Annotated in this window: 26 protein-coding genes; 18 read left to right on the top strand and 8 right to left on the bottom strand. The window is 59.8% G+C overall.

Annotated features, from left to right (window positions below; all coding sequences use genetic code 11):
* Positions 1–6 precede the first annotated feature (6 nt).
* Genes D3Y57_RS10575 through pdxH form a run of 4 tightly spaced genes read right to left on the bottom strand, consistent with a single transcriptional unit; the run spans position 7 to position 2776 of the window.
* Positions 7–492: a protein tyrosine phosphatase family protein gene (locus D3Y57_RS10575; RefSeq protein ID WP_121152950.1), complete on the bottom strand. Its 486-nt coding sequence runs from the start codon at positions 490–492 to the stop codon at positions 7–9.
* A 6-nt stretch (positions 493–498) separates the two neighbouring features.
* Positions 499–1290 (bottom strand): PhzF family phenazine biosynthesis protein, encoded by a 792-nt coding sequence (locus D3Y57_RS10570; RefSeq protein ID WP_121152949.1) that lies wholly within the window; start codon positions 1288–1290, stop codon positions 499–501.
* The gene (locus D3Y57_RS10565) at positions 1287–2225 is read right to left on the bottom strand and encodes a cation diffusion facilitator family transporter (RefSeq protein ID WP_121152948.1); all 939 of its coding nucleotides are present in this window, start codon (positions 2223–2225) and stop codon (positions 1287–1289) included. The genes D3Y57_RS10570 and D3Y57_RS10565 overlap by 4 nt, the downstream gene beginning before the upstream one ends.
* The gene (pdxH, locus tag D3Y57_RS10560; protein ID WP_121152947.1) at positions 2198–2776 is read right to left on the bottom strand and encodes a pyridoxamine 5'-phosphate oxidase; all 579 of its coding nucleotides are present in this window, start codon (positions 2774–2776) and stop codon (positions 2198–2200) included. Before pdxH ends, D3Y57_RS10565 begins: the two co-directional genes overlap by 28 nt.
* A gap of 157 nt (positions 2777–2933) precedes the next feature.
* Here pdxH and D3Y57_RS10555 point away from each other — a divergent pair, with 157 nt between their 5' ends.
* The 6 genes from D3Y57_RS10555 to aroC are packed head-to-tail and all read left to right on the top strand — an operon-like array spanning position 2934 to position 10158.
* Positions 2934–5384, top strand: coding sequence for a circularly permuted type 2 ATP-grasp protein (locus tag D3Y57_RS10555; RefSeq protein ID WP_239026028.1), 2451 nt, complete (start codon positions 2934–2936; stop codon positions 5382–5384).
* Between the two features lie 26 nt (positions 5385–5410).
* On the top strand, positions 5411–6307 hold the full coding sequence (locus tag D3Y57_RS10550) for a transglutaminase family protein (protein WP_121155761.1): 897 nt from the start codon (positions 5411–5413) through the stop codon (positions 6305–6307).
* Between the two features lie 27 nt (positions 6308–6334).
* Positions 6335–7252: a DnaJ C-terminal domain-containing protein gene (locus D3Y57_RS10545; RefSeq protein ID WP_121152945.1), complete on the top strand. Its 918-nt coding sequence runs from the start codon at positions 6335–6337 to the stop codon at positions 7250–7252.
* Between the two features lie 6 nt (positions 7253–7258).
* Positions 7259–8269: a YihY/virulence factor BrkB family protein gene (locus tag D3Y57_RS10540; protein WP_121152944.1), complete on the top strand. Its 1011-nt coding sequence runs from the start codon at positions 7259–7261 to the stop codon at positions 8267–8269.
* Positions 8266–9069, top strand: a complete 804-nt coding sequence (gene fabI, locus D3Y57_RS10535; protein ID WP_121152943.1) for an enoyl-ACP reductase FabI — start codon at positions 8266–8268, stop codon at positions 9067–9069. The genes D3Y57_RS10540 and fabI overlap by 4 nt, the downstream gene beginning before the upstream one ends.
* Positions 9070–9096: 27 nt before the next feature.
* A complete protein-coding gene (gene aroC, locus D3Y57_RS10530) occupies positions 9097–10158 on the top strand; it encodes a chorismate synthase (RefSeq protein WP_121152942.1) in 1062 nt (353 codons plus the stop codon).
* 9 nt (positions 10159–10167) lie between these two features.
* Here the strand turns inward: aroC and D3Y57_RS10525 are convergent, their stop codons facing one another.
* On the bottom strand, positions 10168–11256 hold the full coding sequence (locus D3Y57_RS10525; protein WP_121152941.1) for an alkene reductase: 1089 nt from the start codon (positions 11254–11256) through the stop codon (positions 10168–10170).
* Between the two features lie 43 nt (positions 11257–11299).
* Between D3Y57_RS10525 and D3Y57_RS10520 the strand changes: the two genes are divergently transcribed.
* Entirely contained in the window at positions 11300–12187 is an 888-nt protein-coding gene (locus D3Y57_RS10520) for a DMT family transporter (RefSeq protein ID WP_488349818.1), read from the top strand.
* A gap of 2 nt (positions 12188–12189) precedes the next feature.
* Here D3Y57_RS10520 and D3Y57_RS10515 read toward each other — a convergent pair whose 3' ends face one another.
* Positions 12190–12759, bottom strand: a complete 570-nt coding sequence (locus D3Y57_RS10515) for a urate hydroxylase PuuD (RefSeq protein ID WP_121152940.1) — start codon at positions 12757–12759, stop codon at positions 12190–12192.
* A 97-nt stretch (positions 12760–12856) separates the two neighbouring features.
* On the opposite strand from D3Y57_RS10515, the gene D3Y57_RS10510 reads away from it, so the two are divergent.
* Positions 12857–13507, top strand: coding sequence for a COQ9 family protein (locus D3Y57_RS10510; protein WP_121152939.1), 651 nt, complete (start codon positions 12857–12859; stop codon positions 13505–13507).
* Between the two features lie 116 nt (positions 13508–13623).
* Entirely contained in the window at positions 13624–14121 is a 498-nt protein-coding gene (locus D3Y57_RS10505) for a glycine zipper 2TM domain-containing protein (protein WP_121152938.1), read from the top strand.
* A gap of 35 nt (positions 14122–14156) precedes the next feature.
* Here the strand turns inward: D3Y57_RS10505 and D3Y57_RS10500 are convergent, their stop codons facing one another.
* Positions 14157–16028, bottom strand: a complete 1872-nt coding sequence (locus D3Y57_RS10500; protein WP_121155757.1) for a CshA/CshB family fibrillar adhesin-related protein — start codon at positions 16026–16028, stop codon at positions 14157–14159.
* A 102-nt stretch (positions 16029–16130) separates the two neighbouring features.
* On the opposite strand from D3Y57_RS10500, the gene D3Y57_RS10495 reads away from it, so the two are divergent.
* Genes D3Y57_RS10495 through D3Y57_RS10480 form a run of 4 tightly spaced genes read left to right on the top strand, consistent with a single transcriptional unit; the run spans position 16131 to position 19735 of the window.
* Positions 16131–16373 carry a FeoA family protein gene (locus D3Y57_RS10495; protein WP_121152937.1) on the top strand — a complete coding sequence of 81 codons (243 nt, stop codon included), beginning with the start codon at positions 16131–16133 and terminating at the stop codon, positions 16371–16373.
* Between the two features lie 10 nt (positions 16374–16383).
* Positions 16384–18279, top strand: a complete 1896-nt coding sequence (gene feoB / locus D3Y57_RS10490; protein WP_239026027.1) for a ferrous iron transporter B — start codon at positions 16384–16386, stop codon at positions 18277–18279.
* A 9-nt stretch (positions 18280–18288) separates the two neighbouring features.
* A complete protein-coding gene (gene ssb / locus D3Y57_RS10485; protein ID WP_121152936.1) occupies positions 18289–18801 on the top strand; it encodes a single-stranded DNA-binding protein in 513 nt (170 codons plus the stop codon).
* Between the two features lie 7 nt (positions 18802–18808).
* Complete coding sequence (locus tag D3Y57_RS10480) at positions 18809–19735, top strand: bifunctional riboflavin kinase/FAD synthetase (RefSeq protein WP_239026067.1); 927 nt, start codon at positions 18809–18811, stop codon at positions 19733–19735.
* On the opposite strand, the gene D3Y57_RS10475 is transcribed toward D3Y57_RS10480, so the two are convergent.
* On the bottom strand, positions 19732–20556 hold the full coding sequence (locus D3Y57_RS10475) for an LD-carboxypeptidase (protein WP_121152935.1): 825 nt from the start codon (positions 20554–20556) through the stop codon (positions 19732–19734). The two genes, D3Y57_RS10480 and D3Y57_RS10475, sit on opposite strands and share 4 nt — an antisense overlap.
* Positions 20557–20579: 23 nt before the next feature.
* On the opposite strand from D3Y57_RS10475, the gene D3Y57_RS10470 reads away from it, so the two are divergent.
* From D3Y57_RS10470 to D3Y57_RS10450, 5 genes are read left to right on the top strand one after another with little or no spacing between them, the layout of a single operon-like run.
* Positions 20580–21995, top strand: a complete 1416-nt coding sequence (locus D3Y57_RS10470) for a UDP-N-acetylmuramate--L-alanine ligase (RefSeq protein ID WP_121152934.1) — start codon at positions 20580–20582, stop codon at positions 21993–21995.
* Between the two features lie 23 nt (positions 21996–22018).
* A complete protein-coding gene (locus tag D3Y57_RS10465; protein ID WP_121152933.1) occupies positions 22019–23302 on the top strand; it encodes a dicarboxylate/amino acid:cation symporter in 1284 nt (427 codons plus the stop codon).
* The gene (locus D3Y57_RS10460) at positions 23299–23550 is read left to right on the top strand and encodes a DUF6356 family protein (protein ID WP_121152932.1); all 252 of its coding nucleotides are present in this window, start codon (positions 23299–23301) and stop codon (positions 23548–23550) included. Before D3Y57_RS10465 ends, D3Y57_RS10460 begins: the two co-directional genes overlap by 4 nt.
* Positions 23538–24263 (top strand): alpha/beta fold hydrolase, encoded by a 726-nt coding sequence (locus D3Y57_RS10455; RefSeq protein ID WP_121152931.1) that lies wholly within the window; start codon positions 23538–23540, stop codon positions 24261–24263. Before D3Y57_RS10460 ends, D3Y57_RS10455 begins: the two co-directional genes overlap by 13 nt.
* Complete coding sequence (locus tag D3Y57_RS10450; RefSeq protein ID WP_121152930.1) at positions 24260–25015, top strand: tetratricopeptide repeat protein; 756 nt, start codon at positions 24260–24262, stop codon at positions 25013–25015. The genes D3Y57_RS10455 and D3Y57_RS10450 overlap by 4 nt, the downstream gene beginning before the upstream one ends.

The raw sequence follows: 25015 nt of genomic DNA, 5'->3' as shown, positions 1-25015 counted from the left end.
CGTGCGCTAATAATCCCGCCGTGCATATTGATGCTCACGATTCGCTGCGCCATCGTCGCCGATGAAAGCCGCCCATACTCTGCCGGGTCGCCAGACCTTTTCCATCATGGCCCGCGCTTTGGCTTCTCCGATCCCCAGAACTTCGGTTTGATATCGATAGAAAAAGGCTGTCACCCGAGCATTCACGATACAGTGTACATGAACCGTTCGCTCGCCAACCGCCGCCATCACATCGCAGAATCGCTGATAGTCCGCCTCGACGGGGTTGCTGAAATCCACAGGAATATGCGTGTAAGTCATCCCCAGTCCGACCACAGTAGCAGCTTCATCCGCTAACGCCTTCTCATGCGTATGCAGACCGAGGTTCACCACCTCAACCACGCCCAGATCATGAATCGCAGCGAGTTGCGCTTCCGTCGGTTGACCCGACGTCGTGATCGCGTCGCTCAAGCGGCTCCAGTTCAGTATCTCAATGGAATCGTTCACGCGCATAACCCTTCAAACCGAAAACACGCCCTCGATCACCGTCACGCATTTGCCGCCGAGCACCACCCGGTCTCCTGTCAGCGTGCAATCCAGATAGCCGCCCCGTGCCGAAGCCTGAAACGCCGTCATCCGATCCCGTCCCAGCCGTTCCGCCCAATAAGGCACGACGACCGCATGGGCGGACCCCGTCACTGGGTCTTCGTCAATTCCCGCGCCCGGAGCAAAGGCACGACTGATGATGTCGGTGTCGTCGCCCGGCGCGGTCACAATGGTCAGCCAGTCGCCCGGAACCGCCAGCGCCGGAAAATCAGGAGCGACAGCCCGCACGGCGGCAGCATTTTCCAGCACGACCACCCCATATCGGTTTTCGTGCCAAAGGGTTTCGACCGCTGACTCTACCCCCAGCGCCGCCAGAAATTCCGGCATTGCCTTGGGCGAAGGCTTCCACGCGGGCAGGCTCAGCGCATAGCCGACCCCGTCGCGCGCCACCGATAAAACCCCGGCTTTCCGCGTCCGAAACCGTACGCCCCCCAGCGCGGCGTCCTTCGACAGCACATAATGCCCGCTTGCCAATGTTGCATGGCCACACATCACGACTTCGGCGACGGGCGTAAACCAGCGTAATTCGAAATCCGCATCTCCCATCGTGGGCAAGATAAACGCGGTTTCGGCAAGGTTGTTCTCGGCAGCGATCGCTTGCAACACCTCGTCGGGCAACCACGCCTCCAACGGCATCACCGCCGCTGGATTGCCGGTAAAGGGCCGGTCCGCAAAAGCGTCGATCTGAACGAATGGCAGTTTCAATGTATCGTCTCCGTAAACCGTTCCATTGGCAGGCTCATACGATCGACATGGCCCTCCGGATCGGGGTGGATTAGGATCTCGGTTCCCGGAAATGCCAGCATCAGCTTCTCCTCCACCTCGTCCATCACGCGGTGCGCGTCGTCGAGTGTCATTTTCGGGTCCATCCAAACATGGAACTGGACGAAATCATGCGTCCCACTTGTCCGCGTTCGCAGGTCGTGAATACCAACCAATTCGGGATGTTGTTCCGCCACTTTCAGGAAAGCGGCACGGCGTTCGGCGGGCCATTCCTTGTCCATCAACTGATCGACCGCCTGGGCCGACGCCCGCCACGCCCCCCACATCAACCACAGCGCAATTACGATGCCAAACAGCGGATCGGCCCCTTTGATGCCGCCATATTGATCGATCGCCAGCGCGGCGATAACGGCGATGTTCAGCAACACGTCCGACTGATAATGAACATGGTCGGCCCCGATCGCGACCGATCCTGTCCGTGCGATCACGAACTTCTGATAACCCAACAAGCCGACTGTTGCGACGATGGCGATCACCGAAGCGCCGATGCCATATTCAGCGTTCGTGGTGATCTGCCCTGCCAGCAACTGCTGAACAGCGCGTGCAAAAATTGCCACGCCGGAAAGCGCGATCACGAAGACCTGAAACAGCGCTGCCAGCGCCTCTGCCTTGCCATGTCCGAACCGATGTTCGTTATCGGCAGGCTGAGATGCCAGTCTAACGCCCCACAAAGTTACCAGCGATGCGATCAGGTCCAGCCCGGTGTCGGCAAGTGACCCTAACATCGCGACCGACCCGGTCTCGTGTGCGGCAAACCCCTTCAGGACCAGCAGCCCAAGCGCAACCGAAGCACTGGCGAGGGCGGCGCGGGTCGTCAGAGTGGATCGGTTCACGGGTACAGCAATCCTTCGCTCCATCTATCGCCTTCACGAGTGAACAACCGCCGCTCATGGAGCCGGTGCGCACCGTCGCGCCAGAATTCGATGCTTGTGGGGCTCACACGATACCCCGACCAATGCGGCGGGCGCGGCACGTCCATATCCTCAAAACGCCGCGTTACTTCCTGTAACCGCGCGCTCAGCGTGCCGTGGTCGGGCAACGGGCGTGATTGGTCCGAAGCCCATGCGGCAAGCTGCGATACGCGCGATCGACTTGCGAAATAGGCGTCAGCCGTTGCGTCGTCGACAACACTCACGGAGCCTTCGACGCGAACTTGTCGGCGCAGCGATTTCCAGTGAAAAAGGAGCGCCGCTTTTGGATCGGCTGTCAGATCGTCGGCCTTGCGACTCTGCTGGTTGGTATAAAATATAAAGCCCGTCGCATCATGACCCTTCAACAAAACCATGCGAACCGCGGGCTGGCCCTCTGCATTCGCTGTTGCCAATGCGACTGCATTGGGATCGTTGGGTTCGCTCGCCTCCGCTTCGACAAGCCATTCGGAAAACAGAGTTATAGGATCGGTGCTCATGCGCCGGGCCTAGAATTGCGGTCCGGAAATGTCGAGCCGGCTCTATCGACGTGTTGCAACGCAACAGCCTTTATGGTGTGGTGAAGCAGGGGTGCGCATCGCACGATAAGGATAACCGGATCGTTTTGACGCTGTGGCCAGCCCTGCATCTCTCCCTGTGAGCGAAGAAATCGCCTCCGACTGGCTTGCCAGTTATCGTGCCACCGCGCCGCGCGGTGATGTGTTGCGCGACACCGCAAATCCGCAGATGTGGCAGGCGATGCTGACCGAGGTCGCCGTTGCGTCGGGTGGCGACCTGTCGCTGGCTCGCGCCCGAATTCAACGTCAAGCCGATGAGATCGGCACTGGCTTCCGCCTGCCCGGCGATGGGGATGACCGTAAATGGCCGCTATCTCCGCTGCCGGTGATGATCGACGCGCCGGAATGGCAAAGCATCGCCGATGGCGTAGTCCAGCGTGCCAATCTGATGGAGTTGTTGCTCGCTGACATTTATGGCCCCCAACGATTGACCGAAGGCGGTCTGCTCCCCGCTGCTGTCATCAACGGAAGCTCGCATTTCCTGCGCCCGATGATGGGACTGGAGCCGCCCGGAGGTTGGCACCTACACTTCTTCGCGGTCGATATCGGGCGCGGTCCGGACGGCGAATGGCGAGTGATCGAGGATCATACGCGCACGCCAACGGGTGCGGGCTATGCGCTCGAAAACCGGCTGGCGATGTCGCGCGTGTTCGATCAGCTTCAGTCGCGGCTGCACATCGCGCGACTGGCCCCGTTTTTCGCCGATGTTCGCGCCGGGATTGCCGCGTCGTGCCACCGTTCGGACCCACGCATCGGCCTGTTGACGCCGGGCCGCTATAATCAAAGCTATGCCGAACAGGCGCATATCGCACGCTATCTCGGACTGCTGCTGGTCGAGGGTGAGGATCTCGCGGTCCATGACGATCAGCTTTACCTCCGCACGATCGAGGGGCTGAAGCGCGTCGATGCTTTGTGGCGCCGCGTCGATCCACGCTTGCTCGACCCACTGGCATTCGATTCACGTTCGCGCATCGGGGTCCCGGGCCTGATCGACGCGATGGCTGCGGGCAATGTCGTGATCGCCAATTCGCCCGGCGCAGGTGTGCTTGAATCATCCGCGATCGCCGCGTTTTTGCCGAGACTTTCGGTGCGCATGACCGGCGAAGACCTCCGAATTCCTAACATCGCGACTTGGTGGTGTGGGCAGGACCGTCAGCGCGATCAGGTGATCGAACGCCTCGATCGCTTCATCATTGCCCCCGCTTTCAAGACCAATCCGCGCGGCCTCCCTAATGGCGCGCGCATCGGTGCCGATTTGTCGGCCATCGAACGTAGTAACCTGATCGACGATATCTATCGTCGTGGCATTGATTATGTTGGGCAGGAAACCGTCCATCTTTCTACGCTTCCCACCGTTGGCGAGAACGGTCTCGAGCCGCGCCCCTTCACGATCCGTGTCTTTGCCACTCGCGATTCTTATGGTGCATGGCAGGTCATGCCCGGCGGTTTCGCGCGCATCGGTCTTGAAACAGATATTCGTGCAGCGGTTATGGGGGAGGGAGCCTTTTCCGCCGATGTGTGCATTGTTGGGACGAAGCCGGTTGCGCCCGTCACTTTGGTTGCCGCAACCGATGCCATCGCGATCCGCCGCAATCCGGGCACTCTGCCCAGTCGTGTCGCCGACAATCTTTTTTGGCTTGGGCGCTATCTCGAACGCGCCGAGGGGGTGTTGGCGCTGGTCCGTGCCAGCATCGGCGGTTCGGTTGATGTCGATGGCGGTGCGCCCATCGCTTCTGCGACACTGAAACGTCTCGAATCGTTGCTTATCGGAAGTGGAGCCGCAACCAAACGCGCCAATAGTCCAAATCCTACAACCGTGGCGCTCGCCAGCGCTGCTCTCAGCGATGCGGACGAAAACTACAGTGTCCGTGCACTACTCTACCGTGCCCGCGACATAGGCGAAGGCTCGCGTGAACGTCTGTCCACTGATGTCTGGCACCTTCTCGAGGCACCATTTCCGAATGCCGACCGTATCGGGCAAAGTGCGTCGGAAATGCACCAGCGTTTCGCTGCCCTCGCTGGGTTATCCGCTGAAAACATGGGCCGCACGGCTGGCTGGCGCTTTTTAGACTGTGGTCGCCGGATCGAACGTGCAGGTACCGTCTGCCGGCTGCTTCGCGCCTTCTCCGGTCCCGATGCCACCGCTGACGACCTAGCCATGTTGCTCGAACTCACCAACAGCCAGATCGGATATCGCCAGCGTTACCCGACGGGCGTTTCCGCAGCAGCGGTCCGCGATCTCGTTGGGCTCGACGCCGGAAACCCCCGCAGCCTTGCGTTTCAGGTGGCGGCGATGGTCGGCCATCTCGATGCTCTGCCGCGCCTGTCAGATGATGGCATGGCCGAAGAGCAACAGAGTGCTGCCGCTGCTATCGCCGCGTTTGTTGCAACCTTGACCGCGGCAACACTTGATCTCCACCAGATTCAGGGACTGGAAAACCGGCTGTTCGCGTTGTCCGATGCCATTGCCAATCGCTTTTTCCTGCGTGGTGGAGCTCCTCTCCGCGCGACCGGAATGACGCTGGCATGACCGGCGACACAGTCATCGGTGGCCCGATGCGTTACGAAATCCGCCACGAAACGCGGTTTACCTATGCTCGGCCGGTTAGTTTCGCGCGCTGCAATCTGCGTCTGAAGCCGATCATCTGGTCGGGACAGACGCTCATCGATCACACGCTCTCTGTCGAACCCGGCGGTCATTTCTCGCTTGCCCGCGCCGACGCCTCGCTTGCCAATGTTACACGACTGGTGATTTCGGAAGCGGTAACCGACCTGTCTATCGTCAGCACAGCCACCATTGATGTGAACCGCGATATTCCGATGCCGCTGGCGAGCGACCCCGATCTTGCCACCGTCGCCGAACTTGCGCGCACCAATCGCAGCGTGCTTGCAGTTTCGCCGACCAATTATCTGTTTCCATCGCCGATGATCGCGCTCGACTCGAATATTGCCGACTGGTGCGCTAAAAGCCTGCATCCCGGTCGTAATTCACTGGAAGCCGCGATCGAACTCGCGCGCCGAATACAAGATGAATTCGCTTTTGATCCCGATGCAACAAAGACCGAAACTACGCCAGCCGAAGCATTTTCGCAGCGCGGTGGCGTGTGTCAGGATTTCGCCCAGATCATGATCTCGGGGCTGCGTTCTGCCGGCCTGCCTGCGGCCTATGTTTCGGGCTATATTCGCACCATCCCACCTCCGGGTGAGGAACGGCTGGTCGGTGCTGACGCGACCCATGCATGGGTATTGCTGTGGTGTGGTCCCGATCGTGGCTGGGTCGGTGTCGATCCCACCAACGGCATCTGGATGGCTGGCGACCATATCGTTACTGCAATCGGGCGCGATTATTCCGAGGTCGCGCCCATCGACGGTATCTTTCTTGGCTCTGGTGCACAGACAATGACGGTCAGCGTCGATGTCGCACCGTTGCGCCTGCACGCCTCCGTTGCATAAGCGCTGGTCAGCGCATAACTGACCGGCATGGCTGATCCTTATACGACCCTCGGTGTGGCGCGCGGTGCCACGGAAGCTGACATTAAAAAAGCATATCGCAAGCTCGCCAAAGAGCTGCACCCGGATAAGAACAAGGACAATCCGAAGGCGACCGAGCGCTTTTCCACGGTCACTCAGGCCTATGACCTGTTGTCGGACAAGGACAAGCGTGCGCGGTTCGATCGCGGCGAAATCGACGGCGACGGCAACCCGGCTGCTCCGTTCGGTTATGGCGGTGGTGGTGGCGGCTTCCGTGGGCAGCCAGGCGGCTTCGAACAACAGGGCGGCGCGGACTTCGGTGACATTTTCGAGGGTCTGTTCGGCGGACGGCGAGGCGGCGGTGGCTTCGGTGGCCGTGCGGCACCTCCGCCAAAGGGCGCGAACATCGGTTATCGTCTTGCCGTCAGCTTCGAAGACGCAGCTTCGCTTGCGCCTCAGCGGATCACGCTTGGCGATGGCAAGACGATTGACCTGAAGCTTCCCAGCGGCGTCGAAACCGGCACCCAGATGCGCCTCGGCGGCAAGGGCGAACCCGGCCCCGGCGGTCCGGGCGATGCCGTCGTCACGATCGAAATCAGCAACCACCGCTTTTTCAAGCGCGATGGAGATGCCGTGCGCCTCGATTTGCCGGTTACGATTGCAGAGGCTGTTCTCGGTGGACCGGTCAAAGTCCCGACCGTCGATGGGCCCGTCATGCTGAACATTCCCGCGGCGTCGTCCTCGGGCAAAGTTCTCCGCTTGAAGGGGCGCGGCTTCACGGGCAAAACCGGCTTGCGGGGCGATCAACTCGTTACTTTGATGATCAGCGTTCCTGCGGCAGACGATCCGACCACCGAAGCGTTGAAAACCTGGTCCGAAAGCGCACGTGAAAACCTCGGCAACCCGCGCGCTGGATTAGGCGTTTAGCGCTGAGTGTCAGATAATTGCCCCCCGAAGAACTCCCCAGATGCCGCTTGCCATGCGCCGGATACCTCGCCGCAGTCGCCCGAGGCGCGGCGCGAGCAGGCCGATGCCGGCAATTCAGAGGCGGTTGAGCACAAGCTCGGCAATCTAGGTCCGTTTGCCACAGCATATGAGGTTTCGAAGCGCGTGGTAGTCGGCGTTTTCAGCGACGGTTTCATCCATGCAGGCAATCTCGCATATCTGACCCTGCTCACTCTATTCCCGTTTTTCATCGTCATCGCTGCGCTTGCCAGCGTCTTCGGGCGGAGCGAAGACAGCATCCACGCGATAAATTCTGTCCTGCTTGGAATGCCACCCACCGTGCAGACCCTCTTGCGCCAACCAATCCATGATGTCCTGACGCAAAAGACTGGCTGGCTGTTGCTGATCGGTGGGCTAGTTGGGCTGTGGACGGCCGGTAGTTTCATCGAAACGATCCGTGATATTCTTCGTCGTGCTTATGGTTCGGCCTATACCAATCCATTCTGGCAATATCGGCTGACTTCGATCGGCATTATCATTGCCGCCGTCATTTTGATGATGCTGGCGTTTTCAGCGCAGGTCGTGATGACCGCCGCCGAACAGTTCATCTATCATGTTATTCCGTTTGCTGGGCGTTTTGTTGGTTGGATCCAGCTTTCGCGGCTTGTGCCATTGTTCGTCGCATTCGTCGCGCTCTACCTGCTGTTCTGGTCACTTACGCCCAGCCATTATCGGTTCTCGAAATGTCCGAAGTGGCCGGGCGCGCTCTTCACGGCGGTCTGGTGGTTCGGTTCGCTGGCGGTCTTGCCTTTTATACTATCGAAACTTTCGAATTATGACGCGACTTATGGCAGTCTGGCGGGCGTCATTATCGCACTGATCTTCTTCTGGTTCGTGGGATTGGGTATTGTGATCGGGGCTCATCTTAACGCAGCACTGGCGGAACCGCCCATCTCGACGCTAAAGAAAGATCAACGGAGGGATTTAGAGACACAATGACTGGTTTGATGAAGGGCAAGCGGGGACTGATCATGGGCCTCGCCAACGATCGCTCGCTGGCGTGGGGTATCGCCCAAAAGCTGAGCGAAGCGGGTGCCGAACTTGCGTTCAGCTATCAGGGTGAGGCGCTGGAAAAGCGCGTCCGTCCCCTCGCAGCATCGCTGGGCAGCGATTTCCTGATTGATTGCGACGTGTCGGACATGACCGAACTCGACAAGGGTTTCGAAGTGTTGGCGGCGCGTTGGCCGACGATCGATTTCGTTGTTCACGCGATCGGTTATTCAGACAAGAACGAACTGCGCGGGACGTATGTCGACACAAGTCTCGACAACTTCCTGATGACAATGAACATCAGCGTCTATTCGTTTGTTGCAGTTGCCAAACGAGCGTCTGCAATGATGCCGGATGGCGGAGCTCTGGTGACGTTGAGCTATTACGGTGCCGAAAAGGTTATCCCCCATTACAACGTCATGGGCGTTGCAAAGGCGGCGCTCGAAGCTTCGGTGAAATATCTGGCCGTTGATCTCGGCCGCGATAATATCCGCGTCAACGCGATATCCGCCGGGCCGATCAAGACGCTGGCAGCAAGTGGCATCGGGGACTTCCGCCACATCATGAAGTGGAACGAATACAACAGTCCGCTAAAGCGCAATGTCACGATCGAAGATGTCGGCGGTGCGGGATTGTACCTGCTGAGCAACCTTGCAAGCGGCGTAACCGGTGAGACGCACCATGTTGACGCGGGCTACCATGTTATCGGGATGAAAGCCGAAGACGCCCCGGATATTGCACTTGTCTAAATGCCTCTCCGGGGAGGAGAGGGGTTTATGAGCCACAACAGTTTCGGCCATTTGTTTCGCTTCACGACATGGGGCGAGTCCCACGGCCCCGCGCTCGGTGCGGTCGTGGACGGCTGCCCGCCAGGATTGGCGCTTAGCGAAACCGACCTCCAGCCGTTCCTCGATAAACGCCGTCCGGGCACATCGCGCTTTACTACCCAGCGACAGGAGCCTGATCAGGTCAAAATCCTGTCGGGGGTATTCGAGGGACGGACCACCGGCACTCCGATTTCGTTGATGATCGAGAACGTCGATCAGCGTTCGAAGGATTATTCCGAGGTCGCCAAGGCTTATCGTCCGGGCCACGCGGATTATGCCTATGACGCGAAATATGGCTTGCGCGATTATCGCGGTGGCGGCCGATCGTCGGCACGCGAAACCGCTGCCCGCGTCGCCGCCGGTGGGGTTGCTCGCGCGGTGATCCCTGAAGTGACGATTATTGCGCACGTCGTCGAAATCGGAGGCGATCGCGCGGAAACATTCGATGCGGCCCAGATCGACGCCAACCCGTTTTTCTGTGCCGATGCAGCCGCTGCCGCGCGTTGGGAAGTCCTCGTCGATGAAGCCCGAAAGTCAGGCTCATCGCTCGGCGCAATAGTGGAATGTATTGCAATCGGTGTCCCTGCGGGCTGGGGTGCACCCCTTTATGCCAAACTCGACGCCGATATCGCGAGCGCCTGCATGAGCATTAATGCGGTCAAAGGCGTGGAAATCGGCGAGGGTTTCGACGCGGCCCGGTTACGCGGCGAGGAAAATGCGGACCCTATGCGCCCCGGAACTGACGGCCCGGAGTTCCTTGCCAATCACGCTGGCGGAATTGCTGGCGGCATCTCGACCGGCCAGCCCGTGATCGTCCGTGTTGCATTCAAGCCTACCTCGTCCATCCTGACCCCTGTCGAAACCATCACTCGCGAAGGCGATGCAACCGACATCATGACAAAGGGGCGCCACGATCCCTGTGTCGGAATACGAGGCGCCCCTGTGGTAGAGGCGATGGTGGCGCTGGTGCTGGCCGATCACAAGCTGCGCCACCGAGGCCAGGTTGGTTAGACACGACGGTTAGGCCGGGACGGATTCGAGCGCGGGATAGTCGATATATCCCTCGTCACCCTGCGCATACCATGTCGCCATCTCGTCGGGAGTAAGCGAAGCACCAATCTTCAGGCGTTCGGGCAAATCGGGGTTGGCGAGGAATGTGCGCCCAAATGCAATTGCGTCGGCGACACCGGAATCGAGCGCCGCCTGCGCCTTTTCCGTGGTATAATCGGAATTTAACACCAGGGGCCCGGAGAACGCCTTGCGGATTGTCGGCGCGACCGGCTCGACTTCACCCGCCCCGAACGTGCCTTTGAAGTCCGGCTCACGCAGTTCGAGGAAGCCAATGCCGATCTTGTCGAGCGCAGCCGCGGCCGCGCCGAACAGTTCGTAGGGATGGCTGTCGTTTGCCCCCTGTGAATCGCCGTTCGGAGAGAGTCGGACGCTCGTCCGGTCTGCACCGATGGTATCGGCCAGTCGTTGCGCAACCTCTTCCAGCAAACGAATGCGGTTCTCGATCGGGCCCCCATATTGGTCGTCGCGGAAGTTGGAATTATCGCGCAGGAACTGGTCAATCATATACCCGTTCGCGGCATGAAGCTGAACACCGTCGAAGCCGGCGGCAATCGCATTCTTTGCTGCTTTCTCATACTCGCTCAACAGGCGGGGGATTTCATCGATTCTTAGCGCTCGCGCTTCGACATAAGGTTGCTTGCCGGTATAGGTATGCGCCTTTCCGGGGGCGGTAGTGGCTGACGCAGATACCGGCTGGGCACCACCAATATAATCGGGATGTACGATGCGGCCCATGTGCCACAACTGGGCCACGATCCGTCCATCGGCATCATGTACAGCGTCCGTAATCGGTTTCCATGCTTCGACCTGTTCGTCACTCCAGATTCCCGTCGCAAACGGCCAGCCGAGACCTTCCTGTGAAATGCCGGTGGCCTCGCTGATGATCAGCCCTGCCGAGGCACGCTGGGCATAATATGTCGCCATGCGGGGTGTCGGAACATGGTTCTTCGTACCCCGCGCGCGGGTCAGTGGTGCCATCAGGATACGATTGGGTGCATTGATCGCACCAAGATCGATAGGGTCGAACAGCGTGGGCATGCAGGTTTCCTTTTGAAACGCGACTTGATTACGGACCTGCGATATGGGGCTGACCGAGATGTCCAACCAACTAGAATCTATTCGCCCAGGCAAACTAGACTTTGCTGCGCTGGTCCTTGCAAACATACTGTTGGCAACCGGTCCGATGTTCGTTCGGACCGCGGATGTCGGTCCGGTCGCTGCGGGCTTTTGGCGGATGGGATTGGCCTTTCCGATCCTTGCGTTGCTTGCTTCGCGTGGTGGTCCGATCAAGCTCTCACGCGGAATGCTTGTTGCGATCATCGTGTCCGGGCTGTTTTTCGCGGCCGATCTTGCGAGCTGGCACCTCGGTATCATGCGTACCAGACTCGCCAACGCGACACTGTTCGGAAATTCCGCAAGCCTGATGTTTCCGATTTATGGTTTTATCGCCGCGCGCGCGTGGCCGACGGGCCGACAGGGAGGAGCGCTCGGCATCGCGGCGGTGGGTGCGATCTTGCTGATGGGTCGGTCGTACGAATTGTCGCCCCAGAATCTGTTTGGCGATCTGCTCTGCCTTCTGGCCGGGCTGTTCTACACCTTTTACTTCGTGATGATCGCGCGAGCACGGAGTTCGCTGGCACCGCTTCCTCTGCTTGCGATCTCGACGCTGGCCAGCACTGTACCGCTGTTGCTGCTCGCACTTGCGCTCGGCGAACGGATATTGCCGACCAACTGGACGCCGCTGTTGCTGTTGACATTGTGCAGCCAACTGCTCGGTCAGGGACTGATGACCTACGTCCTCGGACGCCTTAGCCCGCTCGTCATCGGACTTGGGTTACTGGCTCAACCGGTGGCTGCCGCGATCATCGGACTGTTTATATTCGGCGAGCGGCTGGGCACTTCCGATATCGTAGGTGCGGTTTTAATCGGGCTGGCACTCGTGCTCGTGCGCCAGCCCGAAAAGAGTTAGGTCTAAAGCGCGCCACCAAGGTTCTGCAGGACCATCGCGAACAGCATCGGGATAGAAAGCAGGGTATTGATCCGGCTGAAGACCATCGCGGTAACAGCGGCCTTGGCTTTCACTTCAGGCGCAGCTTCGATGAGTCCAAGAGCCTTTTTCTGGTTCGGCCAGATCACGAACCACACGTTGATCGCCATGATCAGCGCGAGATACATGCCGACGCCGATCAGGCGAAAGCCTTCCTGAAAGGTGAACGCTTCATGCGCATAACCCTTCAGAATCGCGACCAGAAGACCGGTAATGACCGTCGCCAGAGCTGCCCAGCGAAAGTAGAACAGCGCCTTGGGAGCGATGTACTTTGTGACACCGGGCTTCAGTTCGGCAGGCACGGCGGGCATCGTCGGGATTTGAACGAAATTGAAGTAATAGAGCAGGCCGATCCACATAACGCCCGAGATAACGTGCAGGAAAGTCATCCAGCCAGGCAGATTGTTGAGGGAGTTCGTCCAGAATAAAAGCGCCAGCGCGCCCACGAAGCCGACGGCCACGACCGCATTCAAATTTCCGAAAAACTTTGCCATTCTTTCACGTCCCCTTTGCGCCACTCTGAAGTGGCAATTGACGGAGGAGGTCTAGCATCCCATGTCGCGGGTGTCACCGCTACGAAAAGGTTCCAGCATGACCGACCCCACGCTCGATGAAATGCGCGAAAGACTGAGCGCGGAACTTCCCCGCCACGCCGCGTTCGATGGCTGGACGCCTGCTGCACTGGCGATAGCCGCAGGAGCGGCGGGGGTCGACCCTTCAATTGCGACGCTGGCTTTTCCCGGCGGCGGTGTTGAAATGATCGATGGCTGGTTCTCAGGGGTCGATCGTGCAATGGCGCTGGCGGTCCCGGCCGAACAGCTTTCGACAATGAAAGTCCGCGCGAGGATCATCGCGCTGGTCGAAGCAAGGATCGACTTGATAGCTCCCGATATCGAGGCGCTGCGCCGCGCGCTCGCGATCCTTGCGCTTCCTCAAAACCTGCCGCGTGCTGCGAAACTCGGCTGGCGCGCAGCCGATACAATATGGCGCGCCGCGGGTGACACTTCGACTGACCTGAATCACTATTCCAAACGCACGTTGCTCGCTGGAATTTATACGGCAACGATCATGGCTATGCTCGATGACGAAAGCGAAGGGCTTGCCGAAACACGGGCGTTTTTGGGGCGTCGGGTCGATGGAGTCATGCAATTTGAGAAACTGAAAGGTCGATTCACGCACAGTGCTCCCGAACGGTTGAGCCTAGCCCGGTTTCTTGGCCGGCTGCGCTATCCAGCCGTCTGAGCAACTGGGTATCGATTCCGACTGGCTGATGAACGGGCTGTAGTTTTCGGTTCACGCAACTATTTCGCAGGCGTATCGTTTTAATCGCATACCTCATTCGGGGTTGGGAGATCGAAATGCGTAAGTTTATTCTCGCGGCGGCGCTTGCGTCGTTCACGCTTCCCTTGGCCGTTGCGCCGGCTCAGGCTCAGGGCGGACCACAATATAATCAGAATGATGGACGTTACGACCGTAACGACAATCGTCGCGGCGATCGCAATGATGCGCGCCGCAATGATCAGCGAAACTATGGTCGATACGACTATAATCGCCCGGATCCGCGTTATGGAAACTATCGTGCCGACCGTTATTACGTTCAGGGCAATCAGTATCGGCCGCGCGTGATGAATTCGAACGAACGAATTTATCGCGGTCAGGACAATCGCTATTATTGTCGCCGAAACGACGGCACGACGGGGCTTGTAATCGGCGGCCTTGCTGGCGGATTGCTTGGCAATACCATCGCTCCGGGTGGGTCGAAGGTGCTTGGCACGGTTATCGGCGGTGGCGCGGGTGCGCTAATCGGCCAAGCGATTGGACGGGACAGCGGCAACAACCGCCCAACCTGTCGCTAAGGGTAAAATTGAGGCGCTGCGGAAACGCGGCGCCTTTAATTTATCCGCGTCAGGAAAGTGACTGTAAAACTGGGTGACCCTGCTGCCGTCGTTCCGGCCATCGTGCCTGTCGGAGCAATCCGAATGCCTTTGACGGCCGCGTCGTAACCCGTGCCCACTGGTAGATATGTAAAGGGTGCTCCCCCTGCTGCCTGATTCGAATAAGTGACGTTTGTTGCCGAGTTGAAGAGCAGACCGCTGATCGGCGTGCCATCGGTAAATGCAACTGTTGGGGAAGCGACCGAGAGGCTTATACCGGTGGGGAGCGGATCTGTGATGACAACCGTGCTCGCATCGACAGCCGCCGTCCCAGTATTGGTGACCGTTACCCCATACCGAACGATAGCGCCCGGGATAGCTTTAGGATTCGTCGTGCCGTTGACCGGATCCGAGACAACCGTCGATGTCTTAACGACGGTCAGCGTCGCCGTCGCTGGCTTTGGCGTGTTGGTGATTGTGCAACTGATATTGTCGCCATAACCGGGCGTTACAGTCCCGGGCAGCGTCGTCGGCAACACGGTAGGTGAGGCGGTGTAGGTATTCGTACATGCGATACCCGCCGTATAATACGTCAGAACTGTCGTCCCCGTGGCCGCTTCGGCAAGGCCATAGGCGGTGCCAGCGGAAACGACCGTGGCGGGAATGGCACCGTTTGTAACTGTCGAACCTGTGCCGGTCGTGGTCGTGGTGGCGGTCGTCGTGGAACCAGTCGTCAGGTTTATGGCAAACTGGTCGGCGGTGAAGACCCGCGCCCCCCCCAACGCCTTTGCTAGTGCCAGTCGCGGGATCACGGCGTTGGTAAATTTGCAGGAAACGGCGTCACCGAACGCCAGTCCCCCAAAGTTATACGATGTCGTAGTCACATTCGTTGGCAGCACGGTTGTCGAAGCGCCGTTGCCGTTGGTGCACGTCAGTTTGGAATTGTAATTGGCCAGCGTACCGACGCTGCCCGTTGCCATGACTTCGCTGATCGTAACGGGAAGCGCGGAAGCGAAGCTGACGGTCGCATTGGCAAATGGTCCGGTCGCAGTGCCTGAAGTTGTCCCGGAGGCCAGTATCGCGCCACTCGATGTGGTCGCAAGACGATAAGTAAACTGGTCCGCGGCATTGAAACGCACGCCGGTGATCGTTTTATTCAGCGCCAGCGATGCAAAGCGGACGGCGAACATAGCCCCCTGTAGTCCGCCTGCAACGAGCGTGGTCGTCACCGTCGTCGGATTGTTCGACCCTACAATATAGCCGCCGACATTGCCGTCTGCGCCTGTTTCAGTGAACGTCGTGCCGCTATTCGTCATCGCGGGATAAGCGCTGCCCGAGATCGCCGGCACTGAATCAAGGAGGGTCCAGTTGCCCCCGTTTGTCGTGAACGAAAGCGATTCGGCTCCGTTTGTCGATTCGGCATCGGCGGCAACCACCGCATAGGATGTCGCTGCAGTCACCCCCGCTGGTGGCGTGATCGTAATCTTGGAGATCGTCAGGACGACGGTCGTATCGTTGATATTGGTATATAGTACCGGTTTACCAGGGATACCGAGGAAGGATGAGTTACCCACCGCAGCGCCGCTCCACGACGGCGAAGCCACTGCCGTAACCGCAGTTGCGCCGGTGCTGGTCGCCTTCAGGTTGAAGGTAAGCGTGGCACCGTCGGTGAGCGTGATCGAAAAGTTTTGCCCAGACGCCGAACGTGCGGTCGCATCGACATACGAACTGAAATCGAGCCAGCAATAGGTTTGCCAACTGGCCGCTGCGGTTCCGGCGGAAGTCGCGGGTGCGCACGTCGCTGCAAGTGCAGGTGAAGCGCAGGCGAAAAGCAGCGAAGCAGCAACCCGCGACACCCAGAATCGGATAATTTTTAAGCCGACGCCCACCGTCACCCCACATCAAAGCTGCTAAACCTATATGATAGAAAGGTTAACGGCCAATATACCGAAGTGACTAGCGGAACGCGGGGTTATTGATAATCAGTCGCAGTGCATCTCGACGATCTTCCTTTTTCGCATGAGGCGACCATTACCGCGATCGACTGGGATTCGCTGTCCGAGCGCGACGGACGCCGCTTGCGTGAACTCGGTTTCGATGAGGGCGTCGCCATTGAACCGCTGCACGGCGCGGGGTTCATGGTTCGCGATCCAATCGCGGTGCGAATCGGTCGGATGACGGTGGCGATCCGGCGCGCTCATGCTGCCGCGATATCGGTCGCGCCTCTATCATGAGCCGACGCGCATGAACGTTGCGATGCCGATTGTGGCGGCGAATACTACTCTGCCGATGGTGGCGCTCGTCGGCAACCCGAACGCGGGGAAGTCGGCACTGTTCAATGCACTGACGGGCGCGCGGCAAAAGGTTGGTAATTATCCCGGCGTCACCGTCGAGCGACACTCAGGTCGCATTTCGCTGGCCGATGGCAGGCCAGTCGAACTGGTCGATCTGCCGGGAACTTACAGCCTGACGCCATCCAGCCCTGATGAACGGGTTACGCGGGATGTTGTGTTAGGGGTGCAGGAGGGGGAGCGGCTCCCTTCGGCAATCATCGTGGTGCTGGACGCATCCAACCTCGACAATCATCTGCGGTTTGCGCTCGAACTGATCGCGCTAGGCCTGCCCATCGTCATCGCACTCAATATGTTCGACCTTGCAGCGCGTGACGGACTGACGATTGACGTGCCTGCGCTCAGCCAGTCGTTGGGGGTGCCGGTGATACCGACGGTCGCCGTTCGAAAACGTGGACTGGAGGAATTGATCGCTGCGCTGTCTCCATTGTTGGGCGAGGGAGCGGTACGCCTGAGGGCAGGCGAGGGCACACCCACCGACACGTTGATCGACCGCCAGCGCCATGCCCGGCGGATTGCGCAGAGCGTCACTGTCGAAAACAATCCGGCGCATCGCTGGACTGAATCGATCGACCGGGTTGTGCTGCATCCAATTGCGGGGCCGTTCATTCTGGCGCTGTTGCTGTTCACCATGTTTCAGGCGGTTTTCGCAGGGGCTCAGGTTCCCGCCGACATGATCGATGGCGGGATGAAAGCGTTGCAGGATGCGGTCATCGCAGCGATGCCCGACACGATTTTTCGATCGCTCATCGTGGATGGTGTGATCGCGGGCGTGGGCGCGGTGGTCGTGTTTTTGCCGCAAATTTTGATTCTTTTCGCGTTTATTCTCGTTTTGGAAGCATCGGGGTACATGGTGCGCGCGGCTTTCCTCATGGATCGGCTGATGTCGCGCGTCGGACTTTCGGGCCGGGCCTTCATCCCGCTGCTGTCGAGCTTTGCCTGTGCGATCCCCGGAATCATGGCGACGCGGACGATCGATGATCCGAAGGATCGGCTGACAACGATCCTGATTGCGCCGTTGATGACCTGTTCAGCGCGACTGCCGGTTTACGCGGTCATCATTGCGGCCTTTATCCCGGCGCGCAGCGTGGGGCTGGGGATCGGTTTGCAGGGGCTGGTGCTGTTCGCACTGTATCTATCCGGTATCCTCGGCGCGTTGCTCGCGGCGCTGCTGCTTCGGCGCACGGTTACCAAGGGGCCGGCGCAAGGCTTTATGATGGAAATGCCAAAATATCAGTGGCCGGCCCCGCGCGATCTGGCGCTTGGTCTGTGGAGCCGCGCCTATGCGTTTCTCCACCGCGCGGGCACGATCATCGCGTTCACGACCATTGTTTTGTGGGCTTTGCTGAGTTTTCCACGCGCGCCGGTCGGCAGTCCGCCGGGAACGCAGGTCAGCCAGAGTATCGCCGGTCAGATTGCAAACGGTCTTGCCTATGTGGTGAAGCCGATCGGTTTCAACCGCGATATCGCGCTGGCGCTGATCCCCGCGATGGCGGCGCGTGAGGTGGCTGTTTCTGCGCTTGCTACCGTCAACGCGATCGACACTCCCGACGAGGGAAAGCGCGACCAGACGCTGGAACAATCGCTGCGTGGCAAATGGTCGCTGCCGACCGCGCTCGCGTTTCTGGCCTGGTTCGTATTCGCGCCGCAGTGCATTTCGACCATCGCCGTCGTGCGTCGTGAAACCAATGGCTGGAAATGGCCGGGCTTCATGCTGTTGTATCTCTTCGCGCTGGCCTATATCGCAGCCGGAGCAACATACTGGCTGGCGGTCTTCGCCGGTCTATAGGAGATCCCGGTGGCTGGCAGCGTCAACAAAGTTATTCTCGTCGGCAATCTGGGCAAGGACCCAGAGTCGCGCAGCTTCGCAAACGGTGGCAAGGTCGTGAGCTTCACGCTCGCCACGTCCGAAAACTGGAACGACAAGGCCAGCGGCGAAAAGCGTGAGAAGACCGAGTGGCACAATGTCCAGATCTTCAACGAAAACATCGCTCGGACGGCCGAACAATATCTGAAAAAGGGTTCGAAAGTTTACGTCGAAGGAAAGCTTCAGACGCGTAAGTGGCAGGATCAGTCGGGCAACGACAAATATACGACCGAGGTTGTGCTCGAACGCTTCAACGGCACGCTGGTAATGCTCGGTGAACGCGGTGAGCGCGGCGGATCATCGGGCGGTGGCGGCGGCGACTGGAATCAGGACAGTGCGCCACGCGGCAATTTCGGTGGCGGTGGCGCCCGTGGCGGCGGAACCAGCGGCGATGGTCGTCCGGCGGCGTTCGACAGCGATCTCGACGACGACGTCCCGTTCTGATTGTCTGGTGGAGCGGCTTGAAGGGGGCAAGAATGTCCCTGATTCCCTACGCGGCGGCATAATTGCGCTCGGCAATTTCGACGGATTCCACCTCGGCCATCAGGCTGTGGTTGGGCGAGCCGTCGATCTTGCGCGCGCGGAAGGGCGTCCCGCGATCGTCGCGACGTTCGATCCGCATCCGGTCCATTACTTTCGACCCGAAGTGCCACCGTTTCGACTGACGACGCTCGATCAGCGTCAGCGCCTGTTTGCGGCTGCCGGAGCCGACGCAATGCTCGTCCTGCGCTTCGACGAGATGCTGGCCAACGTCACGCCCGAAGCGTTCGTTTGCGACTGGCTGGTCGGGCAAACGGGCACGACGGGCGTCGTTACGGGCAATGATTTCACCTTTGGCAAGGACCGGCGGGGTTCGGTCGCGACATTGAAGCAATTGGGCCCACCGCTTGGGATGGACTGTGAAACCGTCGATCCCGTTCGTGATGCCGAGGGCGCAATTTCATCGAGCCGAATCCGCAAGGCGTTGCAGGCGGGAGATTGTCGGTCCGCGACACGACTGCTCACGCGTCCGTTTGCGGTTCAGAATGCCGTGCAACATGGCGACAAGGTTGGGCGTGAACTTGGGTTTCCGACTGCCAACATCGACATGGGCGATTATCTGCGGCCACGGTATGGGATTTACGCAGTCCGTGGTCGTCTTCCCGACGGTCGCGTCTTGGATGGCGTTGCCAACCTCGGCGTCCGGCCGACGTTCGACCCGCCGAAAGAGTTGCTCGAGCCGTATTTCTTCGATTTCGACGGTAATCTTTATGGTGCCGAGGTCGAAGTCGAACTGATCGAGTTTTTGCGCGGCGAAGCGAAATATGATGATCTGGATTCGCTGAAAGCCCAGATTGCCCGCGATTGCGACGACGCAAAGGCTGCATTGCGGGTTTAGCCGAACGCGACGACTTTGTTGTCGGCGTCATGCCCAATATCGGCGCGACCCAGATACGGAATGCCCGATACGTCGCACCAGTGTCGTGCGACGGCGACTTCATCGATGCCGAATTCGGTCGTATTCGGGGTGATCGGTGTGCAGCGACCGAGCATCAGTCCGACAGCTTTGCGAACCGCGACGTTCCCTGTGACATGGAAAAAGCTGCGGTCGATCCGGTACATCGGTTCATCCACCTCCTCCAGCATCAGCACGCGGTCGCTCAAATCAGGCTGCAAACCAGTGCCGAGCAACTGAGAAAAAACGGTCAGGTTGAACGCTGCGTACTTCTGCGCATCCTGCGTGTTCTGACGTGCGCTGTTTGCAATCAGCCAGTCGAGTGACCGTGCAACTGCTGCTTCCCCGCCCGGCCGGTTGATATCGGCAGGCATCGCCCCGTGAACCGGTCGGCCGATGCCCTTTGCCAGCAGTCCGGCGAGAACAAATCCGGCGTCGCTATAGCCGAGGAAGGGTTTGTTCCGGGCCGCGTCGCCCATCCGACCAATCGCGCGTTCGGCGATTCGGTTCGCGCCATAGCCCCCGCGCGCAAACCAAACCGCATCGACGTCCGGGTCATTTGCGACTTCGACCAATGCGTCTTCGCGCGCGCTGTCTGGACCCGCGAAATGGCCGTCCGACATGAAACACTGGGGGTGAAAGGCGATTTCGGGCGCATCGGCACCATAGCGCTGGTCTGCCAGCGCAGCGATGCGTGGCGGCACATCGTGCGCCAGCATGTTGCTTGGTCCCACGACCGCGATCCGCATCTTGCGCCCCATCATTATGCCACCCTGCCGTTTGTAGGATGCGAAGTCGAGACAGGCTGCTCGACTTCGTAACAGACAGTCGGCATGGGTTGGCCGTGCAAAAATCATATTTCTTTTGCGGGATCGGCGGCTCTGGAATGATGCCGCTTGCCCAGATCGTCGCCGCAGCGGGCCACCATGTTGCCGGTTCGGACCGGGCGCTCGATCAGGGACGGATTGGGCCGAAGTTCGAAGCGATGCGCGCGCAGGGCATCGCACTGTTCGCGCAAGACGGTAGTGGTGTGGTTTCGGCCGACCAGATCGTCATCGCCTCTGCCGCGATCGAAGCGACTGTTCCCGACATCGTCCGCGCAACCGAACTGGGCTGCGCACGATTGAGCCGGGCCGAACTGCTCGCCGAACTTTTCAACGCGGCGTCGGTGAGTATCGCGGTCGGGGGCACCAGTGGAAAATCCACCGTTACCGGTATGATCGGTTGGATATTGTCCGAGGCGGGTCGCGATCCGACGATCATGAACGGCGCGGTGATGAAGGATTTCGACAGCGGCGCGCGGGTTGGGGCTGGCGCTTTGTTCGTCAGCGAAGTCGATGAAAGCGATGGGTCGATTGCGCTTTATCGTCCAGGGGTTGCGGTACTGAACAATGTCGCCGTCGATCATAAGTCGATGGAGGAACTTCGCATCTTGTTCGGTGATTTCCTGACGCGTGCCGAGGCCTGCGTCGTGAATGCCGACAATGCGGAGGCGGTGGCTATCTCACCTGATAACGCTGTGACATTTGGCTTGACCGCTGTTGCGGACCTTACCGCCGGGGACATTGCCGAACGCCCGGACGGTGTGGATTTCAAAGTTACCGACCACCGTTCGGGAGAGGCACTGGCGGCTCGGCTCGCTGTTCCCGGTCGCCATAATGTTTCCAATGCGATGGCTGCCATTGGAGCAACGATGCTCGCGGGCGTTCCGATGGCGAAGGCTATTTCAGCGCTCGCGTCGTTCTCGGGTCTCCGTCGCCGCATGGATCTGGTTGGGACCGCCAATGGCGTCACGGTCATCGACGACTTCGGGCACAATCCCGATAAGATCGCTGCTACGCTGACCGCGCTCCATGCTTTCCCCGGCCGCTTGCTGTTGTTCTTCCAACCGCACGGCTATGGTCCCCTGAAATTGATGAGCCGCGAACTGGCTGACAGCTTCATTGCGAACATGAAGCCCGATGACCGCCTGATCGTCAGCGATCCGGCCTATTTCGGTGGTACCGTCGATCGGTCCATTGGTAGCGACACTCTGGTGGCGATGGTCGGTCCACAAGCGGAACATATTGCTCAGCGTCCTGAGATAAGTGCGCGTTTGATGGCGCTGGCCCGACCCGGCGATCGCATCGTCATCATGGGTGCGCGCGACGATACTTTATCGACCTTCGCTGCCGGGTTGCTGGACACGCTCTCCGCGTCCTAAGACTGTCTCTGAACAGGAGCATTATGGCAAAGCGGCTGACACTCTACATATCGATTGCGCTGGTGCTGGGCATCATTGTCGGCTTCGCGATCAACCGGTCGATTTCCGATCCTGTACGATTGGCGGAGGTTGCTGGCTATTTCGGCATCGTCACCGACGTTTTCTTGCGCCTGATAAAGATGATTATCGCGCCGCTGGTGTTCGGCACGCTGGTCGCGGGCATCGCGCATATGGGTGATACAGCGGCGCTGGGACGGATCGGGGGGCGGTCGATCGGCTGGTTCCTGACTGCGAGCCTGACATCGCTGACCCTCGGCCTGATCCTCGTCAACATATTGAAGCCCGGCATCGGCGTTGGCCTCGTCATCCCGCCGATCACTGCATCGAGCGGTATTGAGCAGACTACATTCACGCTTTCCAATTTCATCACGCACATTTTCCCCAAGTCGATCTTCGACGCGATGGCGAACAATGAAATCCTCCAGATCGTCGTCTTTTCGCTGTTTATCGGGGTCGCGATCACCGCCGTCGGGGAGAAGGCAAAACCCATCGTTCGCGGTGTAGATGCTCTGGTTGAGGTCATGCTTCAGGTCACCGCCTATGTTATGCGGTTCGCGCCGTTCGCGGTATTTGCCGCAGTATCGGCGGTCGTCGGCAAGGAGGGGCTTTCGATCCTTTTCACCTATGGAAAGTTCATAGGCAGTTTTTACCTCGGCATGGTTATCCTGTGGGGCGTTTTGATCGGCGCGGCGTTTGTGTTCATTGGGCCACGCGCCAAATACCTCGTTCGTTATATCCGTGAACCGCTGTTGGTGGCATTTTCGACAGCATCGTCGGAGGCCGCCTATCCACGCACGCTGGAGGCGTTGGACCGGTTCGGAGTGCCACGCCGCATCGCCAGCTTTGTGTTGCCGCTCGGCTATTCATTCAACCTCGACGGTTCGATGCTTTATATGACGTTTGCGGCGATCTTTATCGCGCAGGCCTATGGCATCGAACTGACGCTGACGCAGGAAATCACCATGTTGCTGGTGCTGATGGTGACGTCGAAGGGCATCGCCGGAGTGCCGCGCGCCAGCCTTGTCGTGATCGCTGCAACTTTGCCCCTGTTCAAAATCCCGGAGGCGGGACTGCTGCTCATCCTCGGCGTCGATCATTTCCTCGACATGGGGCGCAGCGCGACCAACGTCGTCGGCAATGCCGTCGCGGCGGCGGTCGTCGCCAAATGGGAGGGTGCTTACGACGCGCCCGTAGCACCGGAAGTCGAACCTCCTCACGCCCCAACCCACCATGGAGCCAAAACATGATTCGCCGCATCTTTCTCGCTCACCCACGCACCGTGGGCGAGGGTTATTGGGAGCATTTCGGAGTCGCATCGCACTTTGGGATCGAGATGTTGATCGGCGGTTCGAAGGCACTGGTGCACGCGGTGTTCCCAAACCTTTGCCAGACGAGTGCGAGCGACACGATTCGGAAACTCCATAAGATCATGGTGGAAAAGCGCGGGGCGAAACGCGACTTGGCCGAAATGTTGGCAATCGAATGGGTGATCTGAACCGCGCCGACGGCACCCGGATCGCCGTACACTCCCGATCCGGGCGAGGACCGACCATCATTTTCCTGCCCGGTTACGCATCCGACATGGCCGGAACCAAAGCCGTCGCGCTCGACGCATGGGCAGAGCGGACTGGCCGCAGCTTTGTGCGGTTCGATTATGGTGGCTGTGGGGTGAGCGAAGGGGCGTTTGCCGACCAGACGCTTGCCGACTGGTTGAGCGATGCGCTGCTGGTGATCGACAGCGTGCCGGGACCGTTGACCCTGGTCGGGTCGTCGATGGGCGGGTGGATCATGTTGCTGGCGGCGCTGGCCCGACCGGATCGGGTCGCCGCGCTGATCGGCCTGGCGGCTGCTCTCGATTTTACCGACTGGGGTTTTACACAGGACCAGAAACTGGTGCTGCTCCGCGATGGTCAGGTTGCCGAACATTCCGAATATGGGCCGCCCCTGATAACGACGCGTGCGTTCTGGCAGTCGGGTGAGGCGCACCGCCTGCTTCAGCACGCGATCGCCATCGACGCGCCCGTCCGGTTGATCCATGGTCAGCGCGATGTCGATGTGCCGTGGCATCACTCGCCGCATCTGGCCGGGCAATTGCGTTCAGCGGATGTGCAGGTCACACTGGTCAAGGACGGCGATCACCGTCTGTCGCGACCGCAGGATATTGCGCTGCTGATCGCGACAATCGAAGCCCTGCCGGAGTTTTCATGATCTTGCTTTTAGTTCTTGCCGCCGCCGCTGCCGGACCGCCCGCCGCCGCGCCTGTTATCGCCCCTGGCGCGGACGAAGCGCGGTACGATGCATGTGTCGCGATGATCGACAGTGATCCGGCCAAGGCGCTTGATCAGGCGTCGAGCTGGCAGCTCAAGGGTGGTGGAGTGCTGGCGCGTCAGTGTGTTGGCTTGGCTTATGGAGAGCAACGGCGCTGGCCGGCTGCTGCCGCTGCGTTCGAGGGTGCGGCAAGGCTCGCGGAAACGACGGGAGATGGCCGCGCGGCGATTCTTTGGGTGCAGGCGGGCAATGCGGCGTTGGCGGCGAACGATCCTGCAAAGGCTCGATCCTTCCTTGATGCGGCGTTGGCGCGCGGTCAGTTGATCGGCGATGCCGGAGGCGAGGCGCATCTCGATCGGGCGCGGGCGCTGGCGGCGCTGGGCGACCTGAAGGGTGCGCGAGTGGATCTGGATGCAGCACTGAAACTGGTTCCAGCCGACCCGCTTGGCTGGCTGCTTTCGGCGACGCTTGCCCGCAAGATGCAGGACTTGCCACGCGCTCGGACGGACATTGCCGAAGCAGCAGCGCGCTCGCCCGACGATGCTTCTGTCGCGCTGGAGGCCGGGAATATCGCGCTGCTGTCTGGGCATGAAGATGCCGCCCGCACAGCGTGGACAGCGGCGGTTAAAAACGCGCCCGATAGTATTTCGGGGAAATCGGCCGCAGAGGCGCTGGCTAGACTGGGTCAGTAA

Origin of the sequence: Sphingomonas paeninsulae (assembly GCF_003660165.1) — a bacterium.
GTDB lineage: Bacteria > Pseudomonadota > Alphaproteobacteria > Sphingomonadales > Sphingomonadaceae > Sphingomonas_O > Sphingomonas_O paeninsulae.
This window is presented reverse-complemented; position numbering and strand designations above follow the sequence as displayed.

Bases quoted from the DNA above. Each gene is read 5' to 3' on its own strand.
- aroC (WP_121152942.1), top strand. From the start codon at position 9,097: ATGAGCCACAACAGTTTCGGCCATTTGTTTCGCTTCACGACATGGGGC.
- D3Y57_RS10550 (WP_121155761.1), top strand. From the start codon at position 5,411: ATGCGTTACGAAATCCGCCACGAAACGCGGTTTACCTATGCTCGGCCG.
- D3Y57_RS10450 (WP_121152930.1), top strand. From the start codon at position 24,260: ATGATCTTGCTTTTAGTTCTTGCCGCCGCCGCTGCCGGACCGCCCGCC.
- D3Y57_RS10505 (WP_121152938.1), top strand. From the start codon at position 13,624: ATGCGTAAGTTTATTCTCGCGGCGGCGCTTGCGTCGTTCACGCTTCCC.
- fabI (WP_121152943.1), top strand. From the start codon at position 8,266: ATGACTGGTTTGATGAAGGGCAAGCGGGGACTGATCATGGGCCTCGCC.
- D3Y57_RS10465 (WP_121152933.1), top strand. From the start codon at position 22,019: ATGGCAAAGCGGCTGACACTCTACATATCGATTGCGCTGGTGCTGGGC.
- D3Y57_RS10545 (WP_121152945.1), top strand. From the start codon at position 6,335: ATGGCTGATCCTTATACGACCCTCGGTGTGGCGCGCGGTGCCACGGAA.
- D3Y57_RS10475 (WP_121152935.1), bottom strand. From the start codon at position 20,556: ATGATGGGGCGCAAGATGCGGATCGCGGTCGTGGGACCAAGCAACATG.
- D3Y57_RS10565 (WP_121152948.1), bottom strand. From the start codon at position 2,225: ATGGAGCGAAGGATTGCTGTACCCGTGAACCGATCCACTCTGACGACC.
- D3Y57_RS10460 (WP_121152932.1), top strand. From the start codon at position 23,299: ATGATTCGCCGCATCTTTCTCGCTCACCCACGCACCGTGGGCGAGGGT.
- D3Y57_RS10520 (WP_488349818.1), top strand. From the start codon at position 11,300: ATGGGGCTGACCGAGATGTCCAACCAACTAGAATCTATTCGCCCAGGC.
- feoB (WP_239026027.1), top strand. From the start codon at position 16,384: ATGAACGTTGCGATGCCGATTGTGGCGGCGAATACTACTCTGCCGATG.
- D3Y57_RS10455 (WP_121152931.1), top strand. From the start codon at position 23,538: ATGGGTGATCTGAACCGCGCCGACGGCACCCGGATCGCCGTACACTCC.
- D3Y57_RS10515 (WP_121152940.1), bottom strand. From the start codon at position 12,759: ATGGCAAAGTTTTTCGGAAATTTGAATGCGGTCGTGGCCGTCGGCTTC.
- D3Y57_RS10575 (WP_121152950.1), bottom strand. From the start codon at position 492: ATGCGCGTGAACGATTCCATTGAGATACTGAACTGGAGCCGCTTGAGC.
- pdxH (WP_121152947.1), bottom strand. From the start codon at position 2,776: ATGAGCACCGATCCTATAACTCTGTTTTCCGAATGGCTTGTCGAAGCG.
- D3Y57_RS10510 (WP_121152939.1), top strand. From the start codon at position 12,857: ATGACCGACCCCACGCTCGATGAAATGCGCGAAAGACTGAGCGCGGAA.
- D3Y57_RS10470 (WP_121152934.1), top strand. From the start codon at position 20,580: ATGCGAAGTCGAGACAGGCTGCTCGACTTCGTAACAGACAGTCGGCAT.
- D3Y57_RS10525 (WP_121152941.1), bottom strand. From the start codon at position 11,256: ATGCCCACGCTGTTCGACCCTATCGATCTTGGTGCGATCAATGCACCC.